Below are 18,527 nucleotides of genomic sequence, written 5' to 3'. Positions count from 1 at the left end.
CTTGGTGTGCAGAAATAAATAAAGAAAGAAGTGTTCTTATGGAGAATGGATACAAATTAAAAGTAGGAGTTTTGCACGCGAAGAGAAGCAGGTCGGATGAGAAATGTGAAGCCGGTTGAGTAATAGCGTAAAAACAAGGTGATGAGGGTGTTGCGGGGAATAAAAAAACACCGGAGGGAGACCCGTCCGGTGTTTATCTGAGATGAAGCTTATGACGCGCGGTTAAGCCGCCGGTCTGGCGATCACGCTGCGGGTTTCCATACGCACTTCGGCGATGGTGACCTGCAGGGTATCCCCTTGGCGATAAACCACTTCGCCCTTGATCTGAACCGTACCGGTATCCTGGCTGCAAACCATTTCATCACGCACCGCGTGAATGAAAGGAGCAGGAATAAAGGCCACTGCGCCGTTGTCCAGCAGGCGCACGCGTAGGCCACCACGGGTCACGTCGATGATCTCCGCATTGAAGCGTTCATCGGTACCGGCTTTGTCCTTCAGGTAGCGAGCGTACAGCCAATCACCGACGTCACGTTCCGCCATCCGGTTCAGGCGGCGGCGCTCGGCCAGTTGAACGGTCACCTCGTCCAGCGGTTTCTCGGCGGACTGCTCGGTGATAATGGCCTTCAGCAAACGGTGGTTAACCATATCGCCGTATTTACGGATCGGAGAGGTCCAGGTGGCGTAAGCCTCCAGACCCAGCCCGAAGTGGGGACCCGGCGTGGTGCTGATCTCGGCATAAGTCTGAGAGCGGCGAATACGGCTGTCGAGGAACTGGGTTGGCTGCGAATCAAGATGGCGGCGCAGTTCGCAGAAACCTTCGAGCGTCAGCAGCTTCTCGGCCTCGGCTTCTACGCCGTTGGCCTGCAGCACGGTAACGGCTTGCTCAACCAGCAGCGGGTCGAAACCGGTGTGCACGTTGTAAATGCCGAAGCCCAGGCGATCGCGCAGCACAAGGGCGGCGCAAACGTTGGAAGCGATCATGCACTCTTCAACGATGCGGTTGGCGCTGCGGCGCTGTTCGGTGATGATCTCCAGCACTTCACCTTTTTCACCCAGCACAAAGCGGTAGTCAGGGCGATCCTTGAACACCAGAGCATGCTGGTGGCGCCAAGCGTTACGTGCATCGCACACGCGCTTGAGCAGGGTGATTTGCTGTGCGATTTCATCGCTCGGCGGTTGCCAGCCGGCAATGCCTTCCAGCCAGTCGGAGACTTCGTCGTAAACCAGTTTGGCTTTTGATTCGATCTCGGCGGCGAAGAAGCGAATATCGTTACCCAATGCACCGTCGGCCCCGATGGTCACGCGGCAAGCCAGCACCGGACGGCGTTGGTTCGGGCGCAGTGAACACAGGTTGTCTGACAGATCGCGCGGCAACATAGGAATGTTGAAGCCCGGCAGATAGTTGGTGAAGGCGCGCTTGCGGGCGATTTCATCCAGCGGGCTGCCTTGTTCGACGTAGGCGGTCGGATCGGCAATGGCAATGGTCAATTGCAGCGAACCGTCGCCGTTATCCTCAACAAACAACGCATCGTCCATATCTTCGGTGCTGGCGCTGTCGATGGTGACAAAATTCAACTCGGTCAGATCTTCACGCGGTACAGAGGCGTCCGGTTCGCCGATCGCGATCATTTCCGGTGCTTCTTTTTCCAGGTTATGACGGGCCAGCGTGACCCACCACGGCGCCAGGTGATCTTCGCCATCGGTAATGAATTGGGTCAGGTCGGCGTTGAAACCGCGATCGCCCTTCAACGGGTGGCGACACATTTCCGCCACTGCCCAGTCACCGGCCTGGAAGTTGTGATTCAGTCCACGCACCGGACGGCATGGGATAGCGTCTTTCAGCAACGGATGATCGGGCACGATGGACAGACGGTCATCACGCTTTTGCACACGGCCGACAAAACGCGACAAGAAGGGCTCGATCAGGGTTTCAGGCTCGGCGATTTCGCGTTCTTTCTCGGTATGCAGGGTTGCGCTGATGCGGTCCCCGTGCATGACTTTCTTCATGTACGGTGGCGGAATGAAATAGCTTTTTTGACCGTCGACCTCAAGAAAGCCAAAGCCTTTCTCAGTCCCTTTTACTACGCCTTCAACGCGCGGGGTCTGAGAGTGAAGTTGCTGTTTAAGCTGCGCCAGCAGCGGGTTATCTTGAAACATATCGTCCAGTGAATGGGTTGTGAGTGGCAAGATTTGCGGCTGACAGTTTTACGCGAATCACCCGCTGCGGGCAAGCCTAACGTCATGGTTTTCCCGCGTTGGGGCGCGATTTTGTGGAATATCGGGGGTTCAAAAGGTGGGAAGAAAAAACCCGGCTCGAACCGCCGGGGGAAAACATGGGGTCAATCAGTCCTGCAGCGGCGTTGGCTGCAAAATTTCAATCCAGTAATCATCGGGATCTTTGATAAAAGCCACGTAATTCATTCGGCCTTCATGCAGGCGCTTCTGGAAGTTCACGCCAAGCCGCTCAAAACGCTCGCAGGCGGCATGCACGTCCGGCACCGTGACACACAGGTGGCCAAAGCCGCGCGGCTCGCTGTTGCCGTTATGGTAATGAAAATCGGCCTGCTGTTCGCTACCGTGGTTGTGGGTCAACTCCAGAATGCCCGGCTGGCTCAGTACCCAGCGTTTACGGGCGTCATCATCCTGCGGGATCTGGTCGCGCGGGCTGCGGGTCAGGTAGCAAATGGTAAACGCGGCTTCCTGGAAGGTTTCCAGGTATACCGGGGTGAAACCCAGCACGCGAGTATAGAAGTCCAGCGCTTGGGTTAAGTCCTTCACGCGGATCATGGTGTGGTTGAACACGTAGCCGTCGGTGACCGTTTCCGGTTGTGCGGTCACGCCTGGCAGCGTCAGTAAATCATTCAGTGGCATAGGGATCCCTCATAGGTTGTCGACACGACTCTAGGGCAAATCAATGCTAACCTAAAGTGATTGTTTTTAACTAAAACACTAATTAAAAGTGAATGAATAATGAAGCTGAGTCAGCTCAGGTTTTTCTGCGCCGTAGTTGAGTATAAAACCATTGCCGCCGCAGCGCGGGAATTGCACTGTGTCCCTTCCAATGTGACCTTACGTATCAAAGAACTGGAAGATTCCCTCGGCGGAGAGCTGTTTTTTCGCGATAAAAACCGGCTGTATGTCACGCCGAAAGGTCGCCTGTTTTATCAGCAGGCTGGGGACATTCTGGCGCTGGCGGAACGCAGTCAACAGCTGTTCGCCGGGCGACAGCCGCAGGGGCTGCTGAATCTGGGGGCGTTGGATTTTTCACTGATTAGCCACCTCCCGGCGCGCATCGCTCACTTGCGCCGCAGTCAGCCGCACATGCAGGTCAACGTGCTGAGCCGCGACTCACTGGTGCTGGAGCGGATGCTGATTGACAGCGAACTCGATCTGGCGCTGACCGACGGGCCGATTGAACATCCGCTGCTGGCCAGCCGTGCGGCGTTCGATGAACGCCTGGTGCTGCTGGTACCGGCCTCGGTGCCGCAGCTGGACGCCGCAACGCTGGCGCAACTGGAGTTTTACACCTTCAGCCGCGAATGCTCTTTTCGCCTGAAGATTGACCACTGGTTGGCCTCACGTCAGTTAAAACCGCGCATGACGCTGGAGATGGAGTCGTACACGACAATGGCGGCCTGCGTGAAAGCGGGCTGCGGCGTGGCCTGTATTCCGGGGTCGTTGCTGCCGTCGATCCTGCCGACGCAGGAGCTGAAAGTGGTGGAAATGGGGGCGGAAGGGGTGAGCAATTTGTACTTCGTGTGGCGCCGCCATCAACTTTCAGATGAGTTGCAGACGGCGATTGAGCTATTAGTGCGCCCGGCGTGAACCGGGCGCATCTGATCAGGCAATACGCAACGTCGGTTGAGCGACGCAACGGCGGATCGCCACCGGTATTGATTTGGAGGTTGGCGTCCCCGTGCCGTCACCAAAGCTGGCCAGCGGTACCAGTGGGTTAGTCTCTGGATAATAGGCCGCCAGGTTACCGCGCGGAATATCGTAGCTCACCAGTTTGAAACCGCTGACCTTACGTGTAATACCGTCATTCCACAGGGTTTCGATCTCCACCAATTCCCCGTCCTGCATATCCAACGCCGCCAGATCTTCCGGGTGAATAAACAGCACCTCGCGCTGACCATAGACGCCGCGATAACGATCATCCAGCCCGTAAATGGTGGTGTTGTACTGATCGTGTGAACGCAGAGTTTGCAGCGTGAAAGGGGCCTGACGCCCGTCCAACTGCGGGAACAGACTGGTCGGCAAGGGGGCCGCGCCGAACTCTGCCTTGCCGCTTGGGGTGGCAAAACTTAATTCGGCGGCGGCGTTACCCAGATAGAACCCCCCGGGTTGGTCGCAGCGACGGTTGAAATCCTCGAAGCCGGGAATGGTGGCGGCGATATGGTCGCGGATCAACGAATAATCATCCGCCAGCGCCAACCAGTCGAGCTGTTGGTTACCCAATACCGCATCGGCGATACCGCAGACAATGGCGGTTTCAGAACGTTGGGTCTCCGCCAGCGGCTTGCCGACGCCTTCTGACGCGTGCACCATGCTGAAAGAGTCTTCCACCGTGATGTACTGCGGGCCACTGGCCTGGATGTCCTGTTCGGTACGGCCCAGGGTTGGCAGGATCAGCGCGTCTTTGCCGGTGACCAAATGGCTGCGGTTGAGCTTGGTGCTGATATGCACCGTCAGGTCACAGCAGCGCAGGGCACGGGCCGTGCGTTCGGTGTCCGGCGCAGCAGCGGCCAGGTTGCCGCCCAGCGCCAGCAAGACCTTCACTTCACCGCGCAGCATCGCTTCGATGGCTTCCACCGTGTTGTGGCCCGGTTCGCGCTGTGGCGAGAAGTTAAAATGTTGCTCCAGACTGTCCAGCAGCGCTTTGGGCGACTTCTCGTCAATGCCCATGGTGCGGTTGCCTTGCACGTTACTGTGACCGCGCACCGGACACAGGCCGGCACCTGGTTTGCCCAACTGGCCAAACAGCAGTTGCAGGTTGGTGATTTCACGCACCGTGGGCACCGAGTGTTTATGCTGGGTGACGCCCATCGCCCAGGTGCAGATCACGCGTTCAGCCCCCTGATAAATAGCCGCCGCCTGACGCAATTGTTCCTCACTGAGGCCGGACTGCTGAGTGATTTGCTCCCAGCTCGTCGCCTCAACCTGCGCCAGATAATCTTCTACGCCCACGCTGTGCTGATCAATGAATGCCTGATCGAACAGACCCGGTTCACCGGCCGCCAGGCGTTCGCGATGGCTTTGCAGCAAGGCTTTCACCATGCCGCGTACGGCGGCCATATCCCCGCCGAGATTAGGCTGGAAATAGGCCGAGCTGATTGGTGAAGATTTGGGCGTCAGCATTTGGATCGGGTTTTGCGGATCGGCAAAGCGTTCCAGGCCGCGTTCGCGCAGGGTGTTAAAGCTGACGATGCGCGCACCGCGGCTGGCAGCGTTTTTCAGGCTGTGCAGCATGCGCGGGTGGTTGGTTCCGGGATTCTGGCCAAACACGAAGATGGCGTCGGCTTTTTCAAAGTCATCCATGCGGATGGTGCCTTTACCTACGCCGATGCTTTGTTTCAGGCCTACGCCGCTGGCCTCGTGGCACATGTTGGAGCAGTCGGGGAAATTGCTGGTGCCGAGCATGCGACCAAACAACTGGTACAGATAGGAGGCTTCATTGCTGGCGCGGCCCGACGTATACAGCTCGATCTGGTTCGGGTTATCCATCTGCTTGATGTGTCCGGCGATCAGCGCCAGCGCGTCCGGCCAACTGATCGGCTGGTAGTGGTCGGTTTCGGCGTTATAACGCATTGGGTGGGTGAGGCGGCCCTGATACTCCAGGAAATAATCACTTTGCTGCAGCAGGGTGCTGACGCTGTGGGCCGCGAAAAATTCCGGCTCGACCGCGTTACGCGTGGCTTCCCAACTGACCGCTTTGGCGCCGTTTTCGCAGAAACTGAAGGTGCTGTGATTGTCGTCGCCCCAGGCGCAGCCTGGGCAGTCGAAGCCGCGTGCTTTATTCACGCGCATCAGGTTACGCAGGTTTTGCAGTGTCTGTTTACTGTCGAGCACATAGCGAGTGGTGGCTTCGAGTGAACCCCAGCCGCCCGCCGCGCCGGTATACGGCTTTATTGACGGTTTAAATTTCATATTGGTCTTCGCAGGTGATGTAGCTAATAAGTGAACGCTTTTTTAAGCGCTTTCAGTGTTTATGTCACAAGTTTAGGAGGGGGCGGTGTCAGCGTCTAATCGAATGGGACAATGGCGGCATAGAGCAAGTTTATCGCTCTCCCACCCGACACATACAAATCGTTGCACAATGACATCTGCTGAAAAAGAGTAACGATTCCGCTTTACCGACAATTAATGCAGTCTATGCCACGGATTATATTGGCATTTTATTTAGCCCGCAGGGCCTGAGGAACAATGATTGAAGCGTTCAGTATTGGCGATGATAACCGGAATGTTACTGCCGTTAGCGGCACAGGCAGCAGAGGCTCCCTTTAGTTTCCCGCTCAACACAGCGCCGGCGATAGATGCCGCCTCTTACGTATTGATGGATTACACCACCGGTCAGGTGCTGGCGCAGGCGAACGCGGATCAGCGGCGTAACCCGGCCAGCCTGACCAAATTGATGACCGGGTTGGTGATTGATCACGCGCTTGATCAGCACAAGATTGGCCTGGATGACGTGGTCACGGTGGGCAACGACGCCTGGGCGCAGGGCAACCCGGTGTTTAAGGGGTCATCGCTGATGTTCTTAAAACCCGGTGACAGGGTCACGGTTCGCGATCTCAGCCGCGGTATTATCATTGATTCCGGCAACGACGCCTGCGTGGCCATGGCGGATTACGTGGCAGGCAGTCAGGCAGCATTTGTCAAACTGATGAATGAAAAGAGCGCGCAGCTTGGCCTGCAGAATACCCATTTTGAAACTGTTCACGGGCTGGATGCGCCGGGGCAGTTCACCACGGCGGGCGATCTGGCGCTGATTTCGCGCGCCATCATCATGAGTGAGCCGGCGGAATACCACATGTACAGCGAGAAATCGCTGACCTGGAACGGCATCACCCAGCAGAACCGCAATGGGCTGCTGTGGGATAAAGCTCTGCACGTCGACGGCCTGAAAACCGGCCATACCGCCTCTGCCGGTTTTAACATCATTGCCTCTGCCACCGAAGGCGACCGGCGGCTGATTGCGGTGGTGATGGGCGGTAAAAGCTCGAAAGGGCGCGAAGAACAGGCGCGTAAATTGCTGACCTGGGGTCTGCATGATTTCACCACCGTGCACCTGTTCAGCGCCGGGCAAAAGCTGGGGCAGGAAAAAGTGTGGTACGGCGACCGCCATGAGGTCGCGGTGGGCAGCGCACAGGATCAGTCTCTCAGCCTGCCGAAAAGCGAAGCGGACAAGCTGAAAGCGCAATATGTCGTCAATGTTTCGCGCCTGGACGCGCCGCTGGCGCAGGGGCAGAGGGTCGGTGAGATCCGCATCAGCGACAACGGCAAGCTGCTCAAAACCTTGCCGCTGGTGGTCCTGCAGCCGATCCAGCAAGGTGGCATGTTCTCGCGATTGATGGACTACGTAAAACTGAAGATTTGACCCCTCAGGGCGCAGGGCGCTGCGCCCGAAATCCCGCAGCGGTGATATACTCAGGTCAGTCATGACTTGTTGAGCCGTTTTATGGATATTAAGCAACTGATCTACCTGTGTAATCTCGAGCGCGAGCGCCACTTTGGCCGCGCGGCGCAGATCAGCTTCGTCAGTCAGCCGACATTATCTATGCGGCTGAAAAATTTGGAAAAAGAGCTGGGCGTCTCGTTAATCAACCGCGGTAACAACTTCGAAGGTTTCACCGCCGAGGGGGAACGAGTGTTGTCGTGGGCACGCGAGATCGTCTCGGTTTATCAGGGGCTGAAACTGGAGGTCGAGTCGCTTAAGCACGGGCTTAACGGCACGCTGCGTATCGGTGCGGTGCCGCAGTGCAGCATTTCGCTGGCGCAAATGTTAAAGGATGTCAGTGAACGTTACCCGCAGCTGGATTACCGGGTGGCGGTGCTGAGCGCCGATCAGTTGCTGGAAGCATTGACGGCGCATACCGTGGATATCGGCATTGGCTTCTTTGAGCTTTCTACGCTGCAGGAGCTGCATTTCCAGTCGCAGCCGTTGGCGGATGCCGGGGTTGAACTGGTTTTCCACCCGCAGCATTTTCCTGAATTGCAGGGCGACGCACCGCTGACGCTGGAGGAGGTCGCCACGCTGCCGCTGTGCCTGGCTGAACCGACGCGTTACTTCCGTCGCTATCTTGATCAAAACTTCCGTGAAGCCGGCCTGACGTTGCATGTGCGGATGGAAACCACCTCGATATTCCAGCTGTTGCAGGGGATTTTCGTCGGCCTGGGCTGCGGGCTTTTCCCGCATGGCAACCTGCTGCCGGAAATGATGCCGGAGTTGCAACGTCGGCCGATCTCCATCGCAGCGATGTCACGCCATGCCGCCGTGGTGGTGGCTGAGCCGGGGCGCGCATCGCCGTTGGCGCAGCATTTCTTTGATGCTGCGCGCGGTTGGTTGCTGCGCTGATTATTCCGCCGGGCTTTCGCTGAGAGGTTGTGTGTCGCCGAGCGTTTGGCGCAAGCGATTTTCCCAGGCGTAGAGCGCGCCGGTCAGGATCACGTCCAGCGCTTGCGCCTGATTCAGACCATGGTTAAACAGCGGTTGCACGCTGCGCGGGGTGAATTTTTCCGGCGTGCGAGTCAGGTCCGTTGCCACACGGATCACGGCCTGATCGACCGGGTTAGCCGTGCTCTCCAGCCCGAGTTCAATATTGTCGAACAGGGCACCGACCAACTCTTCATGTTGAATATCTTGCGCGACGGTCGATGCGCAGTAGCGGCTGCCGTTAATGCGGGACACCGCCAGCGTTGCCAAGGCTTTCAGCCGTGCCGACAGGCCGTAACCGTCGGCGTTGATGCTGTTAAACACGCCGTTGCGCTCGCGCAGTGCAGGGGCGTCATGGGCCAGCAACAGATAATACGACTCGCTGCGAGCATCGGGATGGCTTTGGTCGAGCACGTCGAGCTGTTCGGCGCGGGCCTCTTCCAGCACTATCGACGGTAGCCGCGCTTGCCATGTCAGCTCTTGTGCGGTGAACTCAACCCCTTCTGCGTCCTCGATGTTCGGGAAACCAGGCACCACGCCCGTGGGGCGTCCGGCCAACGCGGCCACGCCGGCGACCACCCGTGCCTGATAGCTGACAAAACCGATAATCTGCGAAAAGGTCACGATATCCGCCGGGCTCAACCCGACATCGCTGAGCTGCTGCAAGGCTTTACTGCAAATCAGCGTCGGTTGGCTGGCAAGCTGGCGAGCATATTGGGTGATTTGAGCGAGGCGGATGTTACTTTCACGTGAGGCGTCGGGACTGTACAGCGGGGCGAGGCGGGCAGCGTAGTGGCTACAAAGCGACTGTACGCCGGTCACCTGAGCCACGGTCAGCGCGGTACTGAGACGATCGTAAGGTGACAGTGTCACTAATCGTGATAATTCGACCTGATCGGGAAACAGCACGTGATAACCGGCGAGAGAGGCGTTAAACACCCCGGCGCGAGCGGTCAGTGCGGTATTCAGCGCTTCGTCGGCAAAAGCGCCCAGCCCCAGCAGGAATCGATCGCGGATGCCGGCCGCTTGCGGCTCCAACGGCTGATCACCGCGCACGCTGCTTTGGGTTTCGTGATACCACTGGGCATTATGTTGTCGACGTAGTAGTTCCATAGGGGATGATCCTTAATCATGAGCAACGGCCACCGGTGCGACAGGCAGCGGCGGCAAGACAAAATGGCAACATGCCCGCACAGGGCACGGAATGACAGGATCAGCGTTGACCATCGGCACACAGCGCGTGACCATAAACCGAGAAACCTGCGGCTAAAGCGAGTAAAAACTGCGAGAGTCGGCGATTGCGAGGGCTATTCATCAGTGCGATATCCTGTCGTTTAATAAGCTCAACGTAGGGGATATCCTCACCGATTCGATTGGCGAGATAAAATAATGTTAAGTGCTAATCAATAACTGAATGGAATAAAATATAATGAGATATAACAAAATTGTAATTTGTATTTGAGGATTTTGGCTAAGCGCCAGTGCCGGGCGTCACCCTCTCCAGGGGGAGAGGGCCGGGGTAAGGGGCTGATGCACCGCAGGCGTTTAGGGTAACCGAAGGATCAGAACCTGCCGCCGTCGCGCCGCCAGGCATCTGCGGTAAGCGCCTCACCGAAGTGGCTGGCAATCAGGCGTTTGGTCAGTTCATGCAGCGGTGAAGCCAGCACCTCGGCGGTGCTGCCGCGTTCGACGATTTCCCCTTCGTGCATCACCATTACCTGATCGCTGATATGTTTCATCATGCCCAGGTGCTGAGTCACATAAATATAGGAAATACCGTGCTTCTCCTGCAGTTCCAGCATCAGGTTGATGATTTGCGAGCGCATCGACATGTCCAGCGAGGCCAGTGCTTCATCGGCGACGATCACCTTGGGCTGCAAGATCAGCGCGCGGGCCAAAGCCACCCGCTGTTTCTGTCCGGAGGCCAGCATATGCGGGTAATAATTGGCGTGGTCCGGCAACATCCCCACCTGACGCAGCGTCCTATTGATTTGCTGTTCGCGCTCAGGTGCGGCCATCTCGGTATTAAGCCGCAGCGGGGCGTCCAACAGCTGACCGATACGCTGACGAGGATTGAGCGAGGTGCTCGGATCCTGAAATATCATGCGGATGCGCTGGCTGCGGTAGCGGTAATCGCCATAGTTGAGCCGATGGTCGTCAATCAGCAGTTCACCGGATGAAGGCTCAACCATGCCGGACAGCATTTTGGCCAACGTCGACTTGCCAGAGCCGTTTTCGCCGATGATCGCCAGCGTTTGCCGTTCACGCAGGGTAAAGCTGACCGATTTCACCGCTTCCACGTGTTGACGACGAAACAGCCCGGTGCGGTAACGGTAGGTTTTGCTCAGATTGCGCACTTCCAATAGCGTTTCCATGTTATTGCTCCTCCATGTTCAGCGGGAAGTGGCAGGCGAACAGGTGGTTTTTCACCGGGCGCAGGCGCGGGGTCTCAATGCATTTTTTCTGTGCATAAGGGCAACGCGGCCCCAAACGGCAGCCGATAGGCAAATGCTCCAGCGATGGAATGGCCCCAGGCAGCGTGTTGAGGCGGCTTTTATGCGGCAATGCGCGACCAAAGTCCGGCATTGAGCGGATTAACGCCTGAGTGTAAGGGTGGTGCGGTGTGGCCAGCAGATCTTCGCACTGGGCGCTTTCCACCGTTTGACCGCAGTACAGCACGTTCACCCGATCGGCCCATTTGCTCATCATTTGCAGATCGTGACTGATCAGCAAAATGGTGGTGTTGTTGTTTTGGTTCAAACGCGCCAGCAGACGGAAAATCTGCGCCTGGGTGGTCGGTTCCATGGCGTTGGTCGGCTCATCGGCGATCAGCAGGCGCGGCTGGTTGGCCAGGGCGATGGCGATCATCACTTTTTGACACTCGCCGTCGGTCAGCTCATAGGGAAAGCTGCCCATAATGTCCTTGTGATCCTTGATGCCGACGCGGTGCAGCAGCTCAATGGCCCGGCGTTTGCGCCAGTTAAAGCGCTGCCACCAGCGGCCCTTATAGGTCCAGCCCGGTATCGCCTGCGCCAACTGGCGGCCGATGCTTTCGGAAGGATCCAGACAGGATTGCGGCTCCTGGAAAATCATCGAGACGTTATGCCCAACCAGCTTGCGCCGTTCGCGCGGCGTCAACTGCAACAGGTCGATATCATCGAAGCGGAAACGGTCTGCGGTGACGCGCCAATTGTCTTTGGTGACGCCGCAGATCGCCTTGGCGATCAGACTTTTGCCGGAACCGGATTCGCCGACCAGGCCGCGGACTTCCCCTTCGCTCAGCGTCATGCTGACGCGATCGACCGCTTTGACCGGGCCTTCGGCGGTCATAAATTCAATCGTCAGGTTGCGGATATCAAGTAATGGCATTATTCCACCCCCGTATTGATTGCGCGGCGCATACCGTCGCCCAACAGGTTAACCAACAGCACGCTGATCAGGATCGCCGCGCCGGGCAGCATCACCGTCCAGGGGGCAACGTACACCAGCTCCAGCGAATCGCCGAGCATGGCGCCCCATTCAGGGGACGGCAGCTGTGCGCCAAGGTCGAGGAAGCCCAGGGCGGCAATGTCCAGGATCGCCATTGACAGCGCACGGGTGAATTCAGTCACCAGTACCGCCACAATGTTGGGCATCACGGCGTACCACAAAATTTGCAACGTAGAAGCGCCGTCGAGACGGACCGCCACCACATATTCTTTTTCCAACTCGTCGTGTACGGCGCTGTAGATGGTGCGCACCATCCGTGGCAACAAGGCCAGCCAGACGGCCAGCATGGCGTGCTCGAGCTTTGGCCCGAGGAACGCCACCACCACGATCGCCAGCAGCAGCGAAGGAATGGAGAGCAGGGTGTCAAGAATATGATTCAGTACCGCTGAGCGCAGGCCGCGGGTCACCCCGGCAAACACCCCGAGGATCACCCCGACCAACGCGGCGGCAACGGTCACCAGCAGCGCTGAGCCGTAAGTGGCGGCGGTGCCGGTCAGCAGGCGGCTGAGAATATCGCGGCCGAGATCGTCGGTACCGAGGAAGAAGGAAACGTTGCCGTAACGCGACCAGGAGGGCGGCAACAGTTGATAACCCAGGAACTGTTGATCGAGCGCATAAGGCGCCAGCAGGCTGCCGAACACGGAAAGCAGCAGCAGCGCGATCACGCCGTAGAAGCCAATCATCGCCAGCGCATCACCGTAAAAAATCCGCCAGGTATACAGCAGCGGGCTCGGCATTTTCTTTTCGCGGTATACGTTATCTAAGGGCATACCATTCCTTATGTTTCAGTGGGTTGGTGGCAGCGCCTAAAATATCGGCCAGAACGTTAATGGTGATCACCAGCGTGCCGACCACCATGACACCGGCGGAGATCGCCGCATAATCCTGCTGGCGGATAGCGTTAATCATCCAGCGGCCCAGCCCCGGCCAACTGAACACCACTTCGGTGATCATCGCCAGCGTCAGCATGGTCGAGAACTGTAGCCCCAACTTGGGCACGATTGGCGGCAACGCATTATGCAGCACGTGGCGGCGGATGATGGTGAAACGGGATAACCCCCGGGTCGCGGCGGCTTTAATGTAGTTTTGGTTGAGCACGTCGTCGGTACTGATACGCATCAGACGCACCACCTCGGTGGTCGGCGCCACCGCCAGCGCGGCAATCGGCAAAATCATATGACGCAGCGCACTGCCGATCATTTCGGCGCGGTAGGGGGAATCGGACAGCCAGGCATCAATCAGGGCGAAACCGGTAATGGGCTTAACCTGATACAGCAGATCGAAACGCCCGGAAACCGGCAGCCAGCCGAGGTGCAGCGAGAAAAACAGCATCAGCAGCAGCGCCAGCCAGAAAACCGGCATTGAAAAACCGAGCAGCGCAAAGGTGCTGATGGCGGTGTCCTGCCATTTGCCGCGCATCACGCCGGCAATGATGCCAAGGGGGATGCCGATAAACAGCGCCAGCGTGAACGCGAGCAGGCACAGTTCCATGGTTGCCGGAAACACTTCGCGCAATTGCTCGCTGATCGCCTGACCATTAATGCTGGAAACGCCAAAATCCCAGTGCAGCAGACTGACAAAGTAAAACTGATAGGCATCCAGCAGAGCCGCACCGTTCAGCGGCGCCCGTGGCGTGAAATAGCTCAGGCTAAAGCTGACCAGGGTCAGGAAGAACAGGGTGATCAGCAGCAGCAAGAAACGGCGTAAGGTAAAGATAATCACTTTTTCGGCCCCTCCGCGGATTCACGGTACACCCCGGCAAAGGACGCATTGCCGAATGGGCTCAATACCAGTCCTTTGATGTCGTAACGGTAGGCCTGCAGACGCAATGAAGACGCCAGCGGCAACACCGGCAGTTGCTGTTCGAGAATTTTCTGCGCCTTTTGGTAGTTTTCGATTCGCTGTGCCAACTGCTGTGACAGCAGGGCATTTTGCAGCACTTCGTCAAACGCCGGGTCACACCAGTGAGCATAGTTGGTTTGCGAGCGAATTGCCGCGCAGCTCAGCAGCGGTCGGAAGAAACTGTCCGGATCGTTACTGTCGGTGGCCCAGCCGGTGAGGGTCAGATCGTGATTCATCTCCATCAGCCGCGCCTCCTGGAAACGGCCTTCGACCGGCACTATGGTGACGTTAATGCCGACCTGGGCCAAATCGGCCTGGATCAGCTCAGCGGTCTTCAATGGGCTGGGGTTGTAGGACTGCGAGGCGGTCGGCACCCACAGCCGCAGGTTCAGCGACTCGATGCCCGCTTGCTTGAGCATCTCGCGCGATTTGGCCGGGTTAAACTCGGTGACGTGCGCTTCGTTGTCATACGCCCATGAGGCGCGCGGCAAAATGGAGGCGGCGGTTTCCGCCGTGCCGTAGTAAATCGACTGCATCAAACGCTGGTTGTTGATCGCCAGCGAAATCGCCTGCCGTACTTTCAAATCGTTAAGCGGAGGCTTGCGGGTGTTAAAGGCCAGATAGGCAATGTTCATCCCCGGACGCAGCGTCAGGCGCAGGCGCGGGTCATCACGCAGAATCGAAAGCTGGCTGGCGGCAGGATAGGCCAACACGTCGCACTCGCCGGTCAGCAGCTTCGATAACCGACCGGTGCCGCCGGCCCCCAGGTCGATCACCACCTGCGGCATACGCGGTTGACCCTTCCAGTAAACATCGTTGCGCGCCAGCCGGATATATTGCCCTGAGCGGTATTCATTGAGCATGAACGGCCCGGTGCCGACCGGCTCGCGGTCAATCATTTCCTGGCGGCCTTCACCCGTCAGGTTGTCAGCGTACTCTGCCGACAACACCGGTGCATAATGGGTCGCGATATGCCACAAGAATGAGGCGTCCGGCGCTTGCAGACGGATCTCTACCGTGTAGTCATCCAGCTTCTTGACGCTTTGCACCGATTCGCCAAACTGCAGGCTGTCGAAGTAGGGATATTCGCCGCCGTTGACATCATGATAAGGGTGCTTCTGATTGAACACGCGCTCGAAGCTGAAAACCACGTCGTCGGCATTCAGTTTGCGGGTCGGTTTGAACCAGGCGGTAGTCTGGAATGGCACGTCTTTGCGCAGGTGGAAACGGTAAGTCGCGCCGTTATCCAGCACTTCCCAGCTTTGCGCCAATTCGGGGATCAACCGGTAGGTATAAGGGTCGACGTCCAGCAAACGGTCATACAACTGTGCGGCCAGGGTATCGACCGTCAGGCCGCTGCTGGCCATTTGCGGGTTAAAGGTGTTCAGAATACCGCTGACGCAATAGACAAAGCCGCTCTGGCGGATGTCCGGCAACGGCGATGCCGCGGCGGGCGCAGGAGGTGTGGAGGCCAGAGCGCTGCCGGCCAGGCAACTCAATGACAGTATCCAAAGGGGTAAACCACGCATAGAGGCTTCATGGGTTAATAAGCAATAGCCTTAGTGTATCGCACTCTGACCAACAGCCCAATCCATTGAGCAAAATGGCTGAGTTTTCTGCTACTTGATTGAACAATGTGGCCTCAAAGGCAAAAAAATTATAATTGATATGTTATAACATAACAAAATCATGTTACCGTTCCCTGCAATGTACTGATAATAGCAAGGGGATGTATGAACAATATTGCACTTCCACCACGCCAGCCGCTGCCGGACGCGCAGGCCTGGCAGGGCGTAATGAGTGATGTCGGGCTCGATTGGGTCGGGATGGAAGGGATAGCACTGCCGCTGGAATTGGCGGGCAAGCCGCTGATGGCGCGGGTCAATGCCGGGATCAATCTGCGTGCCAGCAGCCAGGGGGCGCGGGGCATACATATGTCGCGCCTGTATCTGGCGTTGGATGAGTTGACCCAGGGGGAGCTGACGCCACAACGCATTGCTGAGTCCCTGCGCGCTTTTCTGGCGTCGCAGCCGGAGAACAGCGACCGTGCCAGCCTGAACATCGGCGGAGAGCTGCTGTTGTCGCGTCCGGCACTGCTGTCGCCACACCGTGGCTGGAAAGCCTATCCGCTGAAAGTTGAGGCTTCGTGGACCACCGAGCTAACCCTGTCGCTAACGGTGGGTGTGCCATATTCCTCCACTTGCCCGAGTTCGGCGGCCCTCAGCCGCCAACTGGCGCAGCAGCAGTTTCAGTTTGATTTCGAACAGGCGGCGGACAAAGTCGACCAGCAGCAGGTTATCGACTGGCTGGGCGAGCAGGGCATGCCGGCCACTCCCCATAGTCAGCGCAGTTGGGCGTGGGTGACGGTGACGCTGAATGAGCGTGCAACGGCGTTGCCGGTGGTTAACTTAATCGATCGCATCGAGCATGCATTGGGAACGCCGTTGCAGACGCTGGTGAAGCGTCGTGACGAACAGGCGTTTGCCTTGGCGAATGGGCAAAACCTGATGTTTTGTGAGGATGCCGCGCGCCGACTGTATCGGATGCTACGCAGCCAATGCAGCTACCGCGCCTTTTCGCTGCGGGTCGAGCATCAGGAAAGCTTGCACGCTCACAACGCGGTGGCGGAGTTGAGCTGGCGGGGGAAAGCGGATGCTGCGTAAAAATCCCAGTGGGCATCTGCCACAGGTATCGCCGAAAGCTTACATCGATCCTACCGCGATACTCTGCGGCCGGGTGATTATCGAAGATTTTGTCTACGTTGGCCCCTATGCGGTGATCCGTGCGGACGAGCTGAATGCGGCCGGTGACATGGAACCTATTGTGATCGGCTCCCATTCCAATATTCAGGACGGTGTGGTGATCCACTCGAAAAGCGGCGCAGCGGTCACCATTGGCCGCTTCAGTTCCATCGCCCATCGCGCCATCGTCCACGGCCCGTGTCGAATTGAGGATCGGGTGTTTATCGGCTTCAACAGCGTGCTGTTCAACTGTCATATCGGCGCCGGTTGCGTGGTGCGTTACAACGCGGTGGTGGACGGCGTGACGCTGCCGGAAAACCTGTACATTCCGTCAACCGAGCGTGTTGGCGCCGACAGCGATCTGTCGCTTTACCGCCAGGTAGATCGCGGCGCACTGCAATTTTCTGAAGAGGTAGCCGCCACCAATATCGAACTGGTGCGCGGTTATCAGGCATTACGCAATGAGTTTTGAGTGAGGACCCCGATGAATCCATTACCCGTAACCGTGCTTTCCGGCTTTCTCGGCGCCGGTAAAACGACGGTGTTGAATCATATTCTGAATAATCGCCAGGGCATGCGTGTGGCGGTGATCGTCAATGACATGAGCGAAGTCAACATTGACGCCGCGCTGGTTGAGAACGAAGTCCAGCTTGATCGCCAGCAGGAAAAACTGGTGGAGATGAGCAATGGCTGTATCTGCTGCACGCTGCGTGAAGACCTGCTGATTTCTGTACGCGAACTGGCGCAGGCCGGGCGCTTCGATTATCTGCTGATCGAATCCAGCGGCATTTCCGAACCGTTACCGGTGGCGGAAACCTTCACTTTTGAGGACGAACAGGGGCAAAGCCTGTCTCAATTCGCCCGTCTGGATACCTTGGTCACCGTGGTGGATGGCGTGAATTTTATCCAGCAGTACCAGCAGGCGCAGACGCTGCAGGAGGCGGGGCAAAGTCTGGGTGAGGACGACCTGCGCAGCGTGGCGGATCTGCTGATCGAACAGATTGAGTTCTGTGATGTGATGCTGGTAAGCAAAACCGACCTGCTGACGCCAGAGCAGCAGGGGGAAGTGATGGCGTTGCTGGCCAGTCTGAATCCTGAGGCCAATATTATCGCCATCTCACCCGGCACATTACCGCTGGCGGCGGTATTGAACACCGGCAGCTTCAGCTTCGACAAGGCGCAACAGGCACCCGGCTGGCTGAAGGAGCTGCGTGGCGAACACCTGCCCGAAACTGAAAACTACGGCATCAGCAGTTTTGTTTATCAGGCGCGCCGTCCCTTTGCGCCGGATAAATTTTACCGGGTGATCAACGGTGACTGGGGCGGTGGCAAGCTACTGCGCTCTAAAGGGTTCTTTTGGTTGGCGACGCGCCCGCGTCAGGCCGGGCAGTGGAGCCAGGCGGGAGGGATTGCTCATTATGGGCTGGCAGGCACCTTCTGGCGCGCCATAGCGCAAGATAGATGGCCGCAGGATGAGGAGACGCGAGCGCAGATTATGGAAAAATGGGTGGAGCCCTTTGGTGATATGCGTCAGGAACTGGTGTTCATCGGCCAGCATCTGCAGCAGGCCAAAATAACGCGTTTGCTGGACGCTTGCCTGTTGAACGACGAGGAAATGGCTGCCGGGGTGGACTATTGGCACGAGATGGCCGATCCCTTCCCTGAGTGGTAATTGCACAATGACAGTGTGGTAATGAGAAAAATTCTCAACAAAGTGCTTTACAGATGATACTGATAACTATTATCATCGCTTGGCAGTTCACGGAAGGCCACTCATTGTGGTTCTGCTGTGAAAGGCACGA

15 protein-coding genes are annotated in these 18,527 nt (G+C 57.6%); 6 read left to right on the top strand and 9 right to left on the bottom strand.

Annotation, left to right across the window (positions count from 1 at the left end):
- Positions 1–222 precede the first annotated feature (222 nt).
- Entirely contained in the window at positions 223–2,157 is a 1,935-nt protein-coding gene (locus ACGS9J_RS01075) for an exoribonuclease II (protein ID WP_442229268.1), read from the bottom strand.
- A 186-nt stretch (positions 2,158–2,343) separates the two neighbouring features.
- The gene (gloA, locus tag ACGS9J_RS01070; RefSeq protein WP_442229267.1) at positions 2,344–2,871 is read right to left on the bottom strand and encodes a lactoylglutathione lyase; all 528 of its coding nucleotides are present in this window, start codon (positions 2,869–2,871) and stop codon (positions 2,344–2,346) included.
- Positions 2,872–2,970: 99 nt separating this feature from the next.
- On the opposite strand from gloA, the gene ACGS9J_RS01065 reads away from it, so the two are divergent.
- Positions 2,971–3,825, top strand: coding sequence for a LysR family transcriptional regulator (locus ACGS9J_RS01065; RefSeq protein WP_442229266.1), 855 nt, complete (start codon positions 2,971–2,973; stop codon positions 3,823–3,825).
- Between the two features lie 15 nt (positions 3,826–3,840).
- Here ACGS9J_RS01065 and ACGS9J_RS01060 read toward each other — a convergent pair whose 3' ends face one another.
- Positions 3,841–6,147, bottom strand: a complete 2,307-nt coding sequence (locus tag ACGS9J_RS01060; RefSeq protein ID WP_442229265.1) for an FdhF/YdeP family oxidoreductase — start codon at positions 6,145–6,147, stop codon at positions 3,841–3,843.
- A gap of 280 nt (positions 6,148–6,427) precedes the next feature.
- Between ACGS9J_RS01060 and dacD the strand changes: the two genes are divergently transcribed.
- A complete protein-coding gene (dacD, locus tag ACGS9J_RS01055) occupies positions 6,428–7,597 on the top strand; it encodes a serine-type D-Ala-D-Ala carboxypeptidase DacD (RefSeq protein WP_442229264.1) in 1,170 nt (389 codons plus the stop codon).
- An 81-nt stretch (positions 7,598–7,678) separates the two neighbouring features.
- Positions 7,679–8,575 carry a LysR family transcriptional regulator gene (locus ACGS9J_RS01050; protein WP_442229263.1) on the top strand — a complete coding sequence of 299 codons (897 nt, stop codon included), beginning with the start codon at positions 7,679–7,681 and terminating at the stop codon, positions 8,573–8,575.
- Here the strand turns inward: ACGS9J_RS01050 and ACGS9J_RS01045 are convergent, their stop codons facing one another.
- The 6 genes from ACGS9J_RS01045 to sapA form a co-directional block, all read right to left on the bottom strand.
- The gene (locus ACGS9J_RS01045) at positions 8,576–9,766 is read right to left on the bottom strand and encodes a CMD domain-containing protein (protein ID WP_442229262.1); all 1,191 of its coding nucleotides are present in this window, start codon (positions 9,764–9,766) and stop codon (positions 8,576–8,578) included.
- Positions 9,767–10,215: 449 nt separating this feature from the next.
- On the bottom strand, positions 10,216–11,028 hold the full coding sequence (gene sapF, locus ACGS9J_RS01040; RefSeq protein WP_442229261.1) for a putrescine export ABC transporter ATP-binding protein SapF: 813 nt from the start codon (positions 11,026–11,028) through the stop codon (positions 10,216–10,218).
- Position 11,029: 1 nt separating this feature from the next.
- Entirely contained in the window at positions 11,030–12,022 is a 993-nt protein-coding gene (gene sapD / locus ACGS9J_RS01035; protein WP_442229260.1) for a putrescine export ABC transporter ATP-binding protein SapD, read from the bottom strand.
- Entirely contained in the window at positions 12,022–12,912 is an 891-nt protein-coding gene (gene sapC, locus ACGS9J_RS01030) for a putrescine export ABC transporter permease SapC (protein ID WP_442229259.1), read from the bottom strand. The genes sapD and sapC overlap by 1 nt, the downstream gene beginning before the upstream one ends.
- Positions 12,899–13,864, bottom strand: a complete 966-nt coding sequence (gene sapB / locus ACGS9J_RS01025) for a putrescine export ABC transporter permease SapB (RefSeq protein WP_442229258.1) — start codon at positions 13,862–13,864, stop codon at positions 12,899–12,901. Before sapB ends, sapC begins: the two co-directional genes overlap by 14 nt.
- A complete protein-coding gene (gene sapA, locus ACGS9J_RS01020; protein ID WP_442229257.1) occupies positions 13,861–15,513 on the bottom strand; it encodes an ABC transporter substrate-binding protein SapA in 1,653 nt (550 codons plus the stop codon). Before sapA ends, sapB begins: the two co-directional genes overlap by 4 nt.
- A 204-nt stretch (positions 15,514–15,717) precedes the next feature.
- Here sapA and folE2 point away from each other — a divergent pair, with 204 nt between their 5' ends.
- The 3 genes from folE2 to zigA are packed head-to-tail and all read left to right on the top strand — an operon-like array spanning position 15,718 to position 18,397.
- Positions 15,718–16,647 carry a GTP cyclohydrolase FolE2 gene (folE2, locus tag ACGS9J_RS01015; RefSeq protein ID WP_442229256.1) on the top strand — a complete coding sequence of 310 codons (930 nt, stop codon included), beginning with the start codon at positions 15,718–15,720 and terminating at the stop codon, positions 16,645–16,647.
- The gene (locus ACGS9J_RS01010) at positions 16,637–17,197 is read left to right on the top strand and encodes a carbonate dehydratase (RefSeq protein ID WP_442229255.1); all 561 of its coding nucleotides are present in this window, start codon (positions 16,637–16,639) and stop codon (positions 17,195–17,197) included. Before folE2 ends, ACGS9J_RS01010 begins: the two co-directional genes overlap by 11 nt.
- A 12-nt stretch (positions 17,198–17,209) precedes the next feature.
- Positions 17,210–18,397 carry a zinc metallochaperone GTPase ZigA gene (gene zigA, locus ACGS9J_RS01005; RefSeq protein ID WP_442229254.1) on the top strand — a complete coding sequence of 396 codons (1,188 nt, stop codon included), beginning with the start codon at positions 17,210–17,212 and terminating at the stop codon, positions 18,395–18,397.
- Positions 18,398–18,527 lie beyond the last annotated feature (130 nt).

Origin of the sequence: Serratia quinivorans (assembly GCF_052113645.1) — a bacterium.
Taxonomy (GTDB): Bacteria; Pseudomonadota; Gammaproteobacteria; order Enterobacterales; family Enterobacteriaceae; genus Serratia; species Serratia quinivorans_B.
Note: the sequence above shows the minus strand (reverse complement) of the source record. Positions and strands in the feature narration are given on the sequence as shown.